At 52.8% G+C, this 14,971-nt stretch carries 9 protein-coding genes; 5 read left to right on the top strand and 4 right to left on the bottom strand.

All coding sequences use genetic code 11. The features are described from left to right. Positions 1-20: 20 nt before the first annotated feature. Both C8E01_RS00480 and C8E01_RS00475 read left to right on the top strand, forming a co-directional pair. Complete coding sequence (locus C8E01_RS00480) at positions 21-1,184, top strand: carbohydrate-binding family 9-like protein (RefSeq protein WP_116541418.1); 1,164 nt, start codon at positions 21-23, stop codon at positions 1,182-1,184. Then, positions 1,181-2,278 carry a family 10 glycosylhydrolase gene (locus tag C8E01_RS00475; RefSeq protein WP_116541417.1) on the top strand — a complete coding sequence of 366 codons (1,098 nt, stop codon included), beginning with the start codon at positions 1,181-1,183 and terminating at the stop codon, positions 2,276-2,278. The genes C8E01_RS00480 and C8E01_RS00475 overlap by 4 nt, the downstream gene beginning before the upstream one ends. Positions 2,279-2,361: 83 nt before the next feature. Here C8E01_RS00475 and C8E01_RS00470 read toward each other — a convergent pair whose 3' ends face one another. The 4 genes from C8E01_RS00470 to C8E01_RS00455 all read right to left on the bottom strand — a co-directional run bounded on the left by C8E01_RS00470 (position 2,362) and on the right by C8E01_RS00455 (position 11,243). Further along, the gene (locus C8E01_RS00470; RefSeq protein WP_116541416.1) at positions 2,362-4,662 is read right to left on the bottom strand and encodes a GH92 family glycosyl hydrolase; all 2,301 of its coding nucleotides are present in this window, start codon (positions 4,660-4,662) and stop codon (positions 2,362-2,364) included. 165 nt (positions 4,663-4,827) lie between these two features. Next, on the bottom strand, positions 4,828-7,509 hold the full coding sequence (locus C8E01_RS00465; protein WP_116541415.1) for a glycoside hydrolase family 2 protein: 2,682 nt from the start codon (positions 7,507-7,509) through the stop codon (positions 4,828-4,830). 166 nt (positions 7,510-7,675) lie between these two features. After that, positions 7,676-10,030 carry a glycoside hydrolase family 20 protein gene (locus C8E01_RS00460; protein WP_165820522.1) on the bottom strand — a complete coding sequence of 785 codons (2,355 nt, stop codon included), beginning with the start codon at positions 10,028-10,030 and terminating at the stop codon, positions 7,676-7,678. A 340-nt stretch (positions 10,031-10,370) separates the two neighbouring features. Continuing rightward, on the bottom strand, positions 10,371-11,243 hold the full coding sequence (locus C8E01_RS00455) for an AraC family transcriptional regulator (RefSeq protein ID WP_116541414.1): 873 nt from the start codon (positions 11,241-11,243) through the stop codon (positions 10,371-10,373). A 290-nt stretch (positions 11,244-11,533) separates the two neighbouring features. Between C8E01_RS00455 and fucP the strand changes: the two genes are divergently transcribed. The 3 genes from fucP to C8E01_RS00440 are packed head-to-tail and all read left to right on the top strand — an operon-like array spanning position 11,534 to position 14,885. Continuing rightward, entirely contained in the window at positions 11,534-12,862 is a 1,329-nt protein-coding gene (gene fucP, locus C8E01_RS00450) for an L-fucose:H+ symporter permease (protein WP_116541413.1), read from the top strand. Positions 12,863-12,891: 29 nt separating this feature from the next. Further along, positions 12,892-13,221 (top strand): L-rhamnose mutarotase, encoded by a 330-nt coding sequence (locus tag C8E01_RS00445; protein ID WP_116541412.1) that lies wholly within the window; start codon positions 12,892-12,894, stop codon positions 13,219-13,221. Positions 13,222-13,226: 5 nt separating this feature from the next. Beyond that, complete coding sequence (locus tag C8E01_RS00440; protein ID WP_116541411.1) at positions 13,227-14,885, top strand: UxaA family hydrolase; 1,659 nt, start codon at positions 13,227-13,229, stop codon at positions 14,883-14,885. The last annotated feature ends 86 nt before the right edge of the window (positions 14,886-14,971 follow it).

The raw sequence follows: 14,971 nt of genomic DNA, 5'->3' as shown, positions 1-14,971 counted from the left end.
GTCCATGTAATACCTGAAACATGACAAAATACGGTCTAGTCTTGTGCCTGATGTATATGGTTTCGGCCTGCGCACAGGTAACTTCTTCCGTTTCGGCAAATGAATTTACTGATGCCGGCAAGCAAAGTGAAACGGTTCCCTCTTTTGAGGGACTGGAGCATCTCTTTACCGAGCCCCGGCATTACGTGACATATTTTACAGAGAAAGCACCTACGATAGACGGGAACATTAAGGAGGAGGTATGGCAGCAGGTCGCCTGGACGGAGTTGTTCACCGATATTGAAGGTGACAAAAAGCCGGCACCATTGTATCCTACCAGAGTCAAGATGACCTGGGACGACGAGCATCTCTATATCGCTGCCGAACTGAAAGAGCCGCATGTGTGGGCAAACATCACACAGCACGATGCTGTTATTTTCCACGACAATGACTTTGAGGTATTCTTGGACCCTGACAACGACACGCACCAGTATTTTGAGGTTGAGGTCAACGCCCTTAACACCATATTCGATCTGTTCCTCTCAAAGCCCTACCGCAACAACAACGGCGCCCTGATCGCCTGGGATCTGCATGGCTTACAGTCTGCGGTGCAGGTGCAGGGCACGCTAAATGATCCCACCGATACCGATGAGGGCTGGACGGTGGAAATGGCGATCCCTTTCCGCTCAGTCACGATTGGGAATCATACCAAAGTACCCGAAGAGGGGACCCTGTGGCGCATCAACTTCTCTCGGGTGCAATGGGATGTGGACGTGGTGAATGGCAGGTATGTGAAACGCAAAAGCGAAGACGGAAAACCACTGCCGGAGCATAACTGGGTATGGTCGCCGCAGGGCGTTGTTAACATGCACTTGCCGGAGAGGTGGGGCTATTTATACTTTAGCAAGCAACCGGTTACAAGGCCTGGTGTTGCGTTCACCATGCCTTATTCTGAAAAGCAAAAACAATACCTGTGGCTGGTGTATTACCGGCAGAAGGCTTTCCACGGGGAACACGGGCATTACAGTAACTCGCTGGAGGAACTAGGACTCAGCAACGCTGCATTAGAGGTGGAGGGACAGCCAAATCAGCTGAAGCTGGAAGCGGGCACGCTGCAGTTCATGGCCACCATACAGGGGCCGGATAATAAGGTATGGAGCATTAATGAAAACGGATTGGTACAGACCATAAAAGGCTTACGATGAAAACAAGACGAACTTTCCTGAAGGCCGGTGCGCTGGCAGGCCTGGCCGCAGGTATACCGGCCACAGCATTTGCGGATTTGACTGCTCCTGTAGCGAAGAAAAAACAGCTCAAGCACTGGGTATGGACCAGGCCGAACCAGTCCGATAAAGAGGCGGACCTGCAGCAGCAATACAGGCGGTTTTACGAAGCAGGCATCCGAGGCATTTTCTTCGAAGCCGACAGTGAAAAGCATTACCGCATAGCGAAGGCCAACAAGTTGGAAGCGCACCGCTGGATGTGGACCATGAACCGCGGCGAGAAGGAACTGCTACAGAAACACCCAGAGTGGTATGCCATTAACCGGAAAGGAGAGTCCTGCGCCGACAAGCCACCGTACGTGAATTACTACCGCTGGCTTTGCCCATCCCGGGAGGAGGTAAAGCAGTATTTGGCCGAGGATGTGCGCAGCATCCTCAGCAAAGATTACATCGACGGCATCCATCTGGACTACGTTCGGTTTTGCGATGTGATCCTACCGGTAAACTTGTGGGACGATTATAAAATAGAGCAGACGAAAGAGCTTCCTGAGTATGACTACTGCTACTGTAGTGTGTGCCGCACCAAATTTAAAGCTTGGCGAGGGCAGGACATAGAGGACCTGGAGTACCCGGAGGCTAGTCTTTCCTGGCGGCTTTTCCGTTACAACGCAGTCAATAGCATTGTGAATCACCTGGCAGAGGTAGCAAAGGAGAAAAAGAAACCCATTACCGCAGCCGTTTTCCCCACACCGGAGGTTGCCCGCCGTATCGTGCGCCAGGACTGGACAAACTGGAACCTAAACGCCGTATACCCTATGATTTACCATGGCTTCTACAAAGAGGACGTTCGCTGGATTGGGGACGCCGTGGCAGAAGGGATGCATTTTCTGAGCGGAAAGTTCCCGCTTTACGCCGGCTTATACCTGCCTGATTTCAAAAGCAACGAAGAGCTGCAGCAAGGTATGGCGCTCGCCCTGGCAAACGGTGCGGCGGGTATCTCTATCTTCGGGGATGTGAACGAGCAAGTGCTGCTGGCGCTGGAACGGGCTTCGACTAAACGGCAGGAGAGGCAGTAACAAAGAGGTGCTGCTACCCCCATGAATATATAAATCCCCTGCCCAGGCAATCCTGAGCAGGGGATTCGTTTTTAGTGGTATACCTACTCAACCGGCGTTGAACGGGGCCAATCTTCTTTGGCTACTCCCCAGGTCGGGCTAGGCTGGCTTCCCATCTCAAACACCAGCTTGCCTCCCTGCATCAGGTCTTTGTGCATAATGTAGGTTTTGGTGTAAGGTTTGCCGTTGAGCGTTACCTTCTGGATATACTTGTTTTCAGGGCTGTTTTTGAGAGCCTCTACTTCCAGCACCTTTCCGTTTGGCAGGGAGAGTGTCGCCTGCTTCACAGCCGGACTCCCAAACACGTAGGCACCGTTTACAGGGTTCTGCGGATAAAAGCCGAGCGTAGAGAAGATGTACCAGGCAGACATCTGGCCCACGTCCTCGTTACCAATCAGGCCGTCCGGTTTGTCAGTGTACATGTTCTTTACAATAAAACGCACTTTGTCGGCCGTTTTCCAGGGTTGGCCCACATACGGGTACATGTACGTAATGTGGTGGCTCGGCTCGTTGCCGTGGGCGTACTGCCCAATCAGGCCGGTGATGTCGCTGGAGGCTTCTTCGCCCATATCGCCCTCTACCGTGAAGAGCGAGTCCAGTTTGTGGGCGAAGGCTTCTTCTCCACCCAGCAAATTGATTAATCCCTCCACATCCTGCGGTACCAGCCAGGTATACTGCCAGGCGTTGCCTTCTGCGTAGTCGTCTTTCCGGTGCTCGGACCTGAACGGGTCAAAGGGCGTGCGCCATTCGTTCTGGGATACTCTGCCGCGCATAAATCCGGTCTGCTTGTCAAAGTAGTTCTCGTAATACTTGCCCCGCTTGCTGAAGTATTGATAGTCCTCTTCTTTACCCATCTTTTTGGCTACCTGCGCAATGCTCCAGTCAGCGATGGCGTATTCCAGCCCCTTAGCCACGCTCTCCACCTCCTCATCGGCAGGTATAAAGCCCTGCTTCTTTACCCAGGTTAGCCCGAACTCGTCGCCCATGGCGGTGGCTTTCATGGCCTCGTAGGCGAGGGCGTGGTCAAACCCGTCGAAGCCCTTCAGGACGGCATCGGCCACCACTTGTACGCCGCTGTAGCCCACCATGGTGTTGGTTTCGTTGCCCATCAGGTGCCAGACAGGCAGTTTGCCCTGCTGCTGGTAGATGGCCAGCATGGAGTTAATCATATCGTTCACACGGTCAGCCTGCAGGATAGTGTACAGCGGGTGCGCGGCACGGTAGGTGTCCCAAAGTGAGAAGGTGGTGAGGTTGGTGAAGGCAGCGTTTCTGTATACCTTTTTGTCGGTACCGCGGTAGTCGCCGTTGTGGTCGTTGAAGATAGACGGGGCAATCAGAGTATGGTAGAGAGCGGTATAGAAGGTGCGGAGCTGCGCTGAATCCAGGGCTTCGATACGCACTTTTTGCAGCTCCCTGTTCCAGGCGGCATCGGCATCCGTCACGACCTTATCAAAGTTCCAGTGCGGTAACTCGGCCTGTATGTTTGCCAGCGCATTTTCGGCGCTCACTGGTGAGAGTCCTACTTTCAGCTTTATCTTTTCACCCTGTTGCGTCTGGAAGCGGGCTATTCCCTTGATGCGGTTGCCTTTGGAGGCAGGCGTTGGCGAAGTAGCAGCCGTGTCGTATACCTGGAAGCTCTCAAACTTGTCGATTGGCTTGGAGAACACAGCAGCGAAGTAGACGCGCTGGTCGTTGGCCCAGCCTTTGGAAAAACGGTAGCCGGCCAGCGTGCTGTCGTTTATCTGCTCGATAAAAGTTTCGGTAGGGGCGTCCCAGCCAATGCCCTCCTTCAGGTCGATGATGATGCCCGCCTCCTCTGAAGCCGGGAAGGTATACTGGTGGAATCCCACACGCTCGGTGGCGGTCAGTTCGGCGGCAATGTCGTAGCGCTTCAACCTAACGGCGTAGTAGCCGGGCCGCACGGTTTCCTCGTCATGCGAGAACAGGGAATAGTAGCCGCTGCCCGGGTTTTTGATGCTTCCCTTTACCAGCTCCACCTGCCCGGTAACAGGCATCACCGCAATGTCGCCGAGGTCACCGATGCCGGTGCCGCTCAGGTGGGTGTGCGCAAAGCCCACGATGGTGGAGTCGGAGTAGTGGTAGCCGGAGCACCAGTCCCAGCCCTGTGTGATGTTGGTCGGGCCCAGTTGCACTGCTCCAAACGGCACATTGGCGCCCACAAACACGTGCCCGTGGTAACTGCTGCCAATGTAAGGGTCCACGAACCGGGTGAGGGAAGCGGTGGCAGCGGGATTGTCCTGCTGGTGGGTGGTTGTGCAAGCTGCGGAGATGCACGCCAGCAGCACGAGCGCTGCTTTGAGTTTGGAGAAAGCTTTCAGGTACATCAGGTTCGTTTTATGGATAAGGTCGTTAAAGTATAAATTTTATTTTACCCCGGCAGTATAGCGGGCGAAACGTATTGCCGCCATCGTTTCTTCTACAAGTTCTCCAAACAAGTTCAGCATTTGCGACTCTCCGGATGGCAGTATAAAGGCGTAGCGGTTACTGGATCAGCGGCCTGCTGAACCAGTAGTAGTCACAGGCTGTGTCAGCTTTTCCACGTTCCAGCCTTCCACGGTGATGACCGGTGTGGCCGCACCATCGGCAGGGGTATACTCTATTGTGATAGTCTGCTTCTCTCCCGGGGGCACAGAGATGTAGTTGTCGCTGTAGAAAGCGGGCAGGATGCGCTCGTCCGTTTTTGGGTCCACCAGCGAAACGCGGTTGAAGAAAGCGACTGTGTTGGTAGCCGGGTTGCTGAGCGTCACCTCCACTTTCCCGGCACCGATCTGCTTTGCCTCTACCTGCACCTTCGCCTGCGCCAGTTCGTTCAGGCCAGTATAATTGCCTGCTGCGTTTGGTAGCCAGTAAAAGTTATTGCTGATTACGTTCTGGTCCAGGTCGAGCAAACGAAGGGAGAGGAAGACGCCTTTGTCACTTCCGAGGCGCCTGAGGTTACCCTTCAGGGGGAAGTATTTTTTTGCCGTGGATGGGTTAATCTCCACTATCAACTGCCCCAGCGACGTGCTCTTGCCTGCCATGTCGTAGGCGGTAGCGACCAGCATCATGTCGCGCTTCATCTCAAAACTGTTGTTCACGGCCATCACCATGCTGTCCACCGGGTCGAACATCACGTGGAGCGGCTCGCCCCCGTTGCGCAAACCAAAGAGAGCAGCGTTCGGGTCGAGATAGTAGTCGTACATCTGGCCGCGCATAGAGGTCCAGGGGTTCTGTGTTTTCCAGATGATAGTGCCGGTATACCAATCCCACATGTGCGAACTGAAGCCCTCCATCAGAGCCCGGTACTGGTCATAGTTCACGAGCTGCGCCTTGCGGGTAAAGTCTTTGATATCGGTAGGGGCTCCGTAAGGTAGGATGTGCTGCTCGTAGCCCACTCCGGTGTAGGTATGGTAGGTCCACACCGAGTCCACTTTTTCCGACGGCTTGTGGTCTTTTCCCAGATACTGCGGGGCCACCAGGTTTTCTTTCGGGATAAAGCGCTCCAGCGATTCCAAATCGCCTACGCCTACCGAGCCTACTTCTGAGTTAAATGGCCAGGTGCGGTAGGCCCAGAACTGGCTGATCGGTTGTATGGTATAAGGTCCGTCACCGTTACCGCCAATAGTATTGAACGACATGCTGTCGGCGTTGGAGTAAGGGATAAACCAGCGGGTGCCGTCCAGCTCCGGAAGTATAGAGTCCTGGAGGGCATTGAGGATACCGGCGGGCGGAGTGATTTCGTTGCCGCCGCACCACATGGCCAGCGACGGGTAGTTGCGAATCATTTTCACCTGGTCAGCGGCGGAGCGCAGGAACAAGCCGTGGTCATCGGGGTACTTGCGGCGCGTCCACTGGTCGTCTGCTTTCAGCGGGTCTACCCAGCGGCCATTGGCATCGCCGGTCATCCAGAAATCCTGTATCACGAGCAGGCCATACTTGTCGCAGGCCTCGTAAAACTCAGGCCGCTCCACAAGGGCACCACCCCAGATACGTATGAGATTCAGGTTCATGTCGCGATGGTAGCGCACCTCGGCATCGTAGCGGGCATCAGTAAAACGAAGCATGGCATCAGAGATAATCCAGTTACCACCCTTGATAAAAATAGGCTGACCGTTCACATCTATCTGCATGCTGCGGGTACGCTCGTTCCACACGGTCTGAATCTCACGTAGACCCACCTGCACATTCTCTTCGTCTGACACAGTTTTGCCGTTTACCAGGAACTGCAGTTTGAGTTGGTACAGGTTCTGCGGACCGTACATGTGTGGCCACCAGAGTTTGGGGTTTTGTAGTACAAAGTCATCCAAGGCAACCTTTTGCGTGCTATTGGCCGCTAGCGTTACTTTCTTTGAAACGGTCTGGCCATCGAGGGTATACCTTAGAACGCCTCTTATTTTTTCTGAAGTAGGGTTTTCTAACTCAGCCGATACCTTAACAGTGGCTGGTTGCTGTGGCCCTTCCGGCTTGCGCTTGCCCGGCACGCGTGTAACTACATGCGGGTTCTTCAGGTTTACCTGTCTTGTTTTCTCAATGATTACCTTGTCCCAGATGCCGGTGTTGCGGTCACGTATGGGCTGAATCCAGTCCCAGCCGGCCACATACTGGTGCGTTACGTTTTTGGCGATGGTTCCGTCACCGCCCTGCCCGCCGTTCGGCTTGCCCACCGGGTCCGGCGGGTATACTATCACAGCCAGACGGTTGTTGCCGTCTTTGGCCAGGTATGGGGTGATGTTGTAGGTCTGGCGCAGGAACATACCGTGGTGCGTTTTCTCGTTCAGCCTCTGGCCGTTCAGGTATACATCGCTGCTGTAGTTGACGCCGCGCAGGTGCAGCCATACCTGTTCTCCTTTTTGTGGGGCACTTTCCTGGAAGTCTTTCGCAAACCAATAGGTATAGTATTCTCTGCCCGTATCGTAGATGTCAGGTATGCGCTCGTTGTTCATCCCGTAGAAGGGGTCGGGAATCTGCTTGTTCTGTAGCTGTGTGGTGAGCACGGTGCCTGGCACCACCGCAGCGGCCCAGCCTGCTGTAGAGTAAGAGGGGGTGGAGATGACCTCGCCTTTTTCTTTTATGTCGGAGATGGGCCTGCTCTTCCACCCGGCGTTCAGCTCGTACTGGTTTTGAGCAAGCAGCGTATGGCTAAGGAGCGTACAGAGGATGAACGAGAGTAGGAACTGTAGTCTATACTTCATGATCGGGAAGCTTTCAAGGGGATTTACGGGTGAGGACATACGTATCAGGTGGATGAAAATAAAGCAGAAATAAGCGATTTGCAAGCCGTTCCATGCATATAAAGAAGGCAGGCCTTATGCGCTAATGATAAGGCCTGCCTTTTAAGCTTACGGCAGGCGAATTCTGCTATTTTACAATAATTTCGTCTGCAAAGAGCCAGGCTCTTCTGTCTTCCGGCTTTGATCCCGGACGGGGATTTTTGGCTGTTACTTTTATATAGCGGGCTTTTTTATTCGGCACCTCCGCTGTCAGCACTTCTTTAAACACACCTGGTTTATCGGTTATTTCTGTAACAACCTTCACGGTTTTGTACTTCTTGCCATCATTTGAGATCGCAAATTCCACCTGTTCCGGCAGATGGATGCCATCGTTTTTGGTTTGCAGGTAAGAGCTGGTGATGCTGTTGATCCGCTGCTTCTTTTTCAAGTCGATCACCGCTTCCATGTCCGTACCCAGGAAGCCAAGCCACTGCCCATTGGTAAAGCTGTTGGTGGCCAGCTGCCCGTCTACCAGCGTGGTAGGACCGGCGGCGGTATAGTTACGGTGCGACGGGTTCTTCAACTCCACAGTTTGCGCAAAGGCTTTGTGTACGTCCAGTTCTTTTGTACTTACCTTACTCAACTGCTCTCCTTTTTCGTCAAAGGAGGCGGCCTTTATCACGGCAGAGTTGGTCAGTTGAACAGGGCCCTGGTAAGCCTGTGACGCAGTTGTCGGTTCTGAGCCGTCCAGGGTGTAAAAGATTTGCGTGCCTTTGGCGCCGGTGCTCAGGTTCACGTTAGCCACGCTTTTGGCTGGGTCTACCTGTATCTGCTGTTTCACGTTAAAGGTGCTGCGGGCGTAATTGATGCCCATGGCGTCGTAGCGCTTGTACTGCTGCTGCATGCGAACCTGAAAGTCGTTCCAGTCCTTCTGGGCGGCAGGTGTCCACAGCACTTCCGACAAAGCGGAAATACGCGGGAAGACCATGTACTCTATATGTTCAGTGGTGTGTATGTACTCAGTCCAGACGTTGGCCTGCGCTCCCAGAATGTATTTTTTCTCTTCAGCCGACAACTCTGCTGGCGTCGGTTCAAACGAATACACTTTTTGTAGTGTGGTCAGGCCGCCGATGGCGGTTGGTTCCAGACTAGGCTCGCCCTGGTAGTGGTCGAAGTACACGTGTGAACCCGGCGTCATCACTACGTAATGATGCTGCTTGGCTGCCGCAATTCCGCCCTCGGTACCGCGCCATGACATCACATAAGCGTTCGGTGCCAGGCCGCCTTCCAATATTTCGTCCCAGCCGATGATGGTGCGGCCTTTGGCGTTCAGGAATTTCTCCATGCGCTGGATAAAATAGCTCTGAAGCTCGTGCTCGTCCTTCAGGCCTTCATTGGCAATGCGCTTCTGGCATTTCGGGCATTTTTCCCAGCGGGTCTTCGGGGATTCGTCGCCACCAATGTGCAGGATTTTGCTCGGAAACAAAGCCATGACTTCCGTCATCACGTCTTCCAAAAAAGAAAAGGTCTGCTCGTTGCCGGCACAGAACACATCGTCAAACACACCCCACTTTTTCTCTACCTCAAACGGACCGCCGGTGCAGGAGAGCTCCGGATAAGCCGTGAGTGCGGCTAACGCATGGCCCGGCATCTCTATTTCCGGCACCACGTTGATATAGCGCTCCTGCGCGTATTTCACTACATCTTTGATCTGCTCCTGGGTATAGTAACCGCCGTGGCGCTCGTTGGTGAATTGGTGTGGCTGGTCACTGTAGTGACCGATCAGAGTACCGTTTCGCCAAGCGCCTTCTTCTGTCAATTTTGGGTATTTCTTGATCTCGATGCGCCAGCCCTGGTCGTCGGTGAGGTGCCAGTGAAAGTTGTTCATCTTGTGCATGGCCAGGTAGTCGATGTACTGCTTCACAAACTCCACGGGCTGGAAGTGACGGGCGATGTCGAGGTGCATGCCGCGCCATTGGTAACGGGGCTTGTCCACGATCTCCAGTGCAGGTAGGGTAACCGGAGCGGTTGTCTTGGAAGTCGGGAGTAGCTGCCGGATCGTTTGCGTGCCCAGGAAAAGGCCATTTGGTTCTTTGGCAGCCAGCACCACCTGTGTCGGCTGCACTTTAAGGGTATAGCCCTCCGCGCCCAGTGTGTCCACTGGGCTTGAAAGCGTCAGGTAGATGTGATTGCCACTGTTTTTGTCGGGCGCTTTCTGGAGCACGGCCGGCTGTAGGCCAGTCGTTTCCTGCAGGCTCTTGGCCAGATATTCCCCGATTTTGCGGAGCTCGTCATTTTTGGGGTCGACAAAAATTCGGGTGTCTTTCCCCAGCGCAAAGCTGCCACTTTGTTGAGTCATTTTTACCGGCTGCGGAATGATCGAGACGGTCTGTTGTGAGCTTGTTTTCTGCTGACCCTGGGCGACTGTAAACGGGGCAGCCATACCTGCCAGGGCGCATGCGGCGGCAATACTGACAATTTTCTTCCTGAAGCGTAGATTCATATCAAACTGTATTAGTGCTTTAGAGATGTATTATGTATTATTTATTTAGACGACACATGGCCGGTTCAAATTCAGTTCAAGCTGTTAATTTTATAGTGCTGCAGGTATAAGTAATAGGCTGGCGCCGGATCCTTTCAACACTGCCAATGGCCCAAAAAAGATGCCTGATCAGGCGTATGATTTACATTTAACAGGCTTAAGTTAGTAAAAAAATGCTTGTCTGAACCGGCCCCCGGCAGGTAGGTATCAGGATAAAGCATATCAAACGTTTGCGCTCAGATAACTCAAAATATTATTTATGTTTAAAATGTATAAGCCGCTCTGAAAGCACCTGGCTGTGTTACCTGCTATGCAGGAATTCTTTTTGATAGAGCAGGGGGCTTTTACCGGTTATCTTTTTAAAGCATTTATAAAAACTGGTTAAGTTGTTGAAGCCGCTTTCATAACAGACCTGCTTCATGTCGAGACTGTTTTCCATGATAAGTTTACAGGCCTGCCCTACTCTGATTTCAATCAGAAACTGAGAGTAAGTCTTTCTGGTTTTTGATTTAAAATAGCGGCAGAAGGAGTTATGGCTCAGGTATGCGACAGCCGCGATCTCTTGAAGTTCTATCTTGCTCCTGAAGTTGGCCAGGGAATATTCGTATATCCTGCCGATCCGTTCCTCTTCTGCCTTTTCATGTTTCATCTTGAAGCCTATGGAAGAAAGTACCTGCGTTTGGTCACTTCTGGATATCAGATCCAGTATTTCCAGAAGCAGAATGATCCTTCTGGCGCCTTCTGCCCGGAGGCTTTCGTCCAGCAAGTGGCCTACCGTTTGCCTTGTCTGGCCTGTTATCTGCATCCCCAGCTTCGCTTTCTCCAGTGTCGCTTTAATAAGCTTGTTTTCTGGTAGGTTGATAAACGTCTCTCCCCAGAAGTTTTCACAGAAGTGCGTCACGCGCACATCCGCTCTTACTGTTGGGGCATCACCGAAATAAACATCATCAAAGCGCCAGTAGTGCGATAAGTTTGAGCCAATAAGCAGCAGGTCGCCGGAGGAGAAGCGCTGAATACTATCCCCTACGAATTGCAAACCTTCTCCCTGCTTAATGTGAATCAATTCCAGTTCCGGGTGGTAGTGCCACCTGTTATTGATGAAGGGCACCTTATCCTGCCGGGTGCTGAAGGACTGCGTTGGGGTAGTCGAAATTTTTACCAGGTGTGACTTCATGGTGATGGAAACAGCAGGTGCGGTATAGACACATCTAATATGTTATGTTGGTTGGAATTTAGCAATAGTAGGTAGTAATTATGCCAAAATAGTTTATTAATTGGTTAATCTCATGACTGTTCCGGTAAGTGTAATTGATTTACTTTGTAGTAGTTGCCTGAAATAGCACCGTGGTTTTAGCCTGTGAATAAGTGGTGCGGCGGCTTCCGGGAAGGTCACTTACCCTATCAGAGAGTTCCTGTACCTGCAATTTCTTACGAACATCCGTTTTTGTCTAACTAGCCAAGATCATGCATACAGCTCCCAAAAAACGTTTTCTTTTAGCACCGGGCACTTTAGCACCCTTTATCCTTGTCACAAGCCTGTTTTTCTTATGGGGGCTGGCCAATAACATGACAGACACCCTGCTGGCTGCCTTCAAGCGAATCATGAGCATGTCTGACTTCCAGACCTCCTGGATCCAGATGGCTTTTTATGGAGCCTATTTCTGCCTGGCCTTGCCTGCTGCTATCCTGATAAAAAAATACACCTATAAGACAGGTATACTGGTAGGATTGGGGTTGTTTATCCTGGGGGCACTGCTGTTCTATCCGGCCAGCCTCACGCTGTCCTACGGTTACTTCCTTGTGGCGCTCTATGTGCTGGCCGGCGGACTATCCATTCTGGAAACGGCAGCCAACCCATATATCGTGGCTATGGGGCCAGAGGAATCCGGGACAAGGCGCCTGAACCTGGCCCAGTCTTTTAACCCGATCGGGTCTATTTCGGGAGTGCTGCTCAGCAAAGTATTTATCCTGTCGCAACTCAACCAGCTGAACGCGGATGAGCGGGCTGTGCTGAACACCGACGAGCTGGCGGCTGTGCAATCTGAGGAACTGACCGCTGTGATGGGCCCTTACGTGGGAATCGCCCTTTTCCTGGTTCTGCTGTGGGGAGTACTCTATTTTACAAAAATGCCGAAAGCCTCCGACACCGATTCGAAGGTAGATCTGTCTGCAACGTTCAGCAGGTTGGCCAAAACGCCTAACTATGTTTGGGCTGTCGTGGCGCAGTTCTTTTATGTGGGGGCGCAGATCGGCGTATGGTCTTTTACGATCCGCTACGTCATGCAGGAACTCAGGCTGAACGAAAGCGATGCCTCCACTTACTACATGGCCTCACTGGTGCTCTTCATGGCAAGCAGGTTCGTGTTCACAGTCCTGATGAAGTACATTAAGCCGAAGACCCTGCTGTTGGTTACGGCCATAACCGCAGCGGCGCTTACCCTTGTCGTGATCTACGGTAGCGGCCTGGCAGGAGTATATGCGCTCATCGGTATATCCGGATGTATGTCCCTGATGTTCCCCACCATTTACGGATTAGGTATAAGGGGCCTGGGAGAAGATGCAAAGATTGGCGGCTCAGGCCTGATCATGGCCATACTGGGCGGCGCAATCCTGACTTCCGTTCAGGGTTATGTCTCTGATCTGACGGGAGATGTTGGGCTGGCGTTTTATGTGCCACTCCTGTGTTTTCTGGTGATTGCGCTGTATGCCTTTGTGGCTGAGAAGCCGGAAATAGCAACCCATAAAAAAGACGGTGCTGCGTTGGTAACGCAACCTGTAACAAGTGCCCTTTAGCTTTTCCCATTCAACCTTAAGCCAATTTTATGCCTCGCCACTGTTTTACGCTCGACCTGAAAGATGACCCAACCCTAATCGCCGAATACGAAGCCTGGCATAGGAAAGTATGGCCCGAGATCATCGCCAGTATCCGGTATGCGGGTATAGACCATATGGAGATATACCGGTGGGCGAACCGGCTGTTTATGATCATTGAAGTGAAGGATACGTTTTGCTTTGAGCGGAAAGCAGCTATGGATGCTGCCAATCCCAAAGTGCAGGAGTGGGAAGAACTAATGTGGAAATACCAGCAGAGATTGCCCGGCGCAGCAGCCGGTGAGAAGTGGCAGCCGATGAATAAGCTATTTGCTTTGTAAGCACGATGATGAAAAAGACAAACAGACAAACATACCTCCGGATCCACCCCAAAGACAATGTGCTGGTGGCCCTGCAGGACCAGCAGGCGGGCAACCGTATTTTCTTTGATGGGCTGGAGCTTACCTTGAAAGATCCCGTGCCAGCCAAGCACAAGTTCACCATAACGGACTTGGCCGCCGGAGCTGAGATATACATGTACGGTGTGCTGGTCGGTAAAACGACCTGTTTTCTGCCGGTGGGGAGTTTGCTTACGACCGAAAATTTAAAACACGCCGCAGAAGGGTTTTCGCAGAAAAACGTGACGTATACCTGGCAGGGACCGAATGTGAGCAAGTGGAAGCAGCGCACGTTCAGGGGCTACCACCGCGCCGACAGGCAGGTGGGCACCCGCAACTACTGGCTGGTACTGCCGCTGGTGTTCTGCGAGAACCGGAACATAGAGACGCTGAAGCACGCCTTCCTGAAAGAGTTGGGTTATGCCGCGCCGGACAGATACCAGGCGCAGGTGCGGGAGCTCGCCAATCTTTACCGCCAGGGCAAAGACCTGCGGGAAATTGACCTGGCCGAGATGCCTGTTTATTCTTCTCAAAACCGCCTCTTCCCCAATTTGGATGGGATCAAGTTTATTGCGCACGACGGTGGCTGCGGCGGTACCCGCGAAGACTCGGACAACCTGTGCGCGCTGCTGGCCGGCTACTGTGTCAACCCGAATGTGGCCGGTATTACGGTGCTGAGCCTAGGTTGCCAGCATGCGCAGGTCGACATTTTGCAGGAAAAGATCCGGGAGCGGAACCCGGCTTTTGCCAAACCGCTGCTGGTTTTCGAACAACAGAAAGCCGCCTCAGAGTCTGCCATGCTGTCGGAGGCCATTTTGCAGACTTTTAAAGGTATGGCTGAGGCCAACCGCTGCGAACGACAGCCGGCCACGCTTGACAAACTGGTGATCGGGGTGGAATGCGGTGGCTCGGATGGTTTCTCAGGTATATCGGCTAACCCGGTGGTGGGCTATACGGCAGATCTGGTAGCGGCTCTGGGCGGTAAGATCGTGCTGAGCGAATTTCCGGAGCTGTGCGGCGTAGAACAGGAACTGATAAACAGGTGTGCAGACGAAGAAACAGCGGAGCGTTTTGTAAGGCTTATGCGGGATTACGCTGCCCGTGCAGAGGCGGTAGGTTCAGGCTTTGATATGAATCCCTCGCCGGGCAACATCCGCGACGGCCTGATCACAGACGCCATCAAGTCGGCAGGGGCTGCCAAAAAAGGTGGTACCTCACCGGTGAGGGATGTACTCGGGTATGGGCAGTACGTGCGCAAAAGCGGACTGACACTGCTGTGTACGCCGGGTAATGATGTGGAAAGCACAACAGCCATGGCAGGGGCAGGCTGTACGGTGCAGCTGTTCACCACAGGCCTGGGCACTCCAACCGGAAATCCTGTTTCTCCTGTGGTTAAAATTGCCAGCAATACCAATCTCGCCAGAAGGCTGCCCGACATGATTGATCTGGACGCCGGCCCTGTGATCAGTGGGGAAAAAACGATCGAAGAATTGGGCGAGGAGATGTTGGAATACATTATTGGGCTGGCCAGCGGGGAATACGATACCCGGGCAATGGAACTGGGGCAGGATGATTTTATCTTCTGGAAACGCGGCGTATCGCTCTAAAGATGTAGGTTGTTAATTGCTGAAAGTCGATTGTTTTTATGACTGTTTTTTTTGAAACATCGCGATTAACATAGCCAGCCTGACCA

Origin of the sequence: Pontibacter virosus (genome assembly GCF_003096355.1) — a bacterium.
In the GTDB taxonomy this organism is placed as follows: Bacteria; Bacteroidota; Bacteroidia; order Cytophagales; family Hymenobacteraceae; genus Pontibacter; species Pontibacter virosus.
Note: the sequence above shows the minus strand (reverse complement) of the source record. Positions and strands in the feature narration are given on the sequence as shown.

Excerpts from the sequence above, each read along its gene's own strand:
- C8E01_RS00480 (WP_116541418.1), top strand. The coding sequence starts at position 21 with ATGACAAAATACGGTCTAGTCTTGTGCCTGATGTATATGGTTTCGGCC.
- C8E01_RS00475 (WP_116541417.1), top strand. The coding sequence starts at position 1,181 with ATGAAAACAAGACGAACTTTCCTGAAGGCCGGTGCGCTGGCAGGCCTG.
- C8E01_RS00470 (WP_116541416.1), bottom strand. The coding sequence starts at position 4,662 with ATGTACCTGAAAGCTTTCTCCAAACTCAAAGCAGCGCTCGTGCTGCTG.
- C8E01_RS00465 (WP_116541415.1), bottom strand. The coding sequence starts at position 7,509 with ATGAAGTATAGACTACAGTTCCTACTCTCGTTCATCCTCTGTACGCTC.
- C8E01_RS00460 (WP_165820522.1), bottom strand. The coding sequence starts at position 10,030 with ATGAATCTACGCTTCAGGAAGAAAATTGTCAGTATTGCCGCCGCATGC.
- C8E01_RS00455 (WP_116541414.1), bottom strand. The coding sequence starts at position 11,243 with ATGAAGTCACACCTGGTAAAAATTTCGACTACCCCAACGCAGTCCTTC.
- fucP (WP_116541413.1), top strand. The coding sequence starts at position 11,534 with ATGCATACAGCTCCCAAAAAACGTTTTCTTTTAGCACCGGGCACTTTA.
- C8E01_RS00445 (WP_116541412.1), top strand. The coding sequence starts at position 12,892 with ATGCCTCGCCACTGTTTTACGCTCGACCTGAAAGATGACCCAACCCTA.
- C8E01_RS00440 (WP_116541411.1), top strand. The coding sequence starts at position 13,227 with ATGATGAAAAAGACAAACAGACAAACATACCTCCGGATCCACCCCAAA.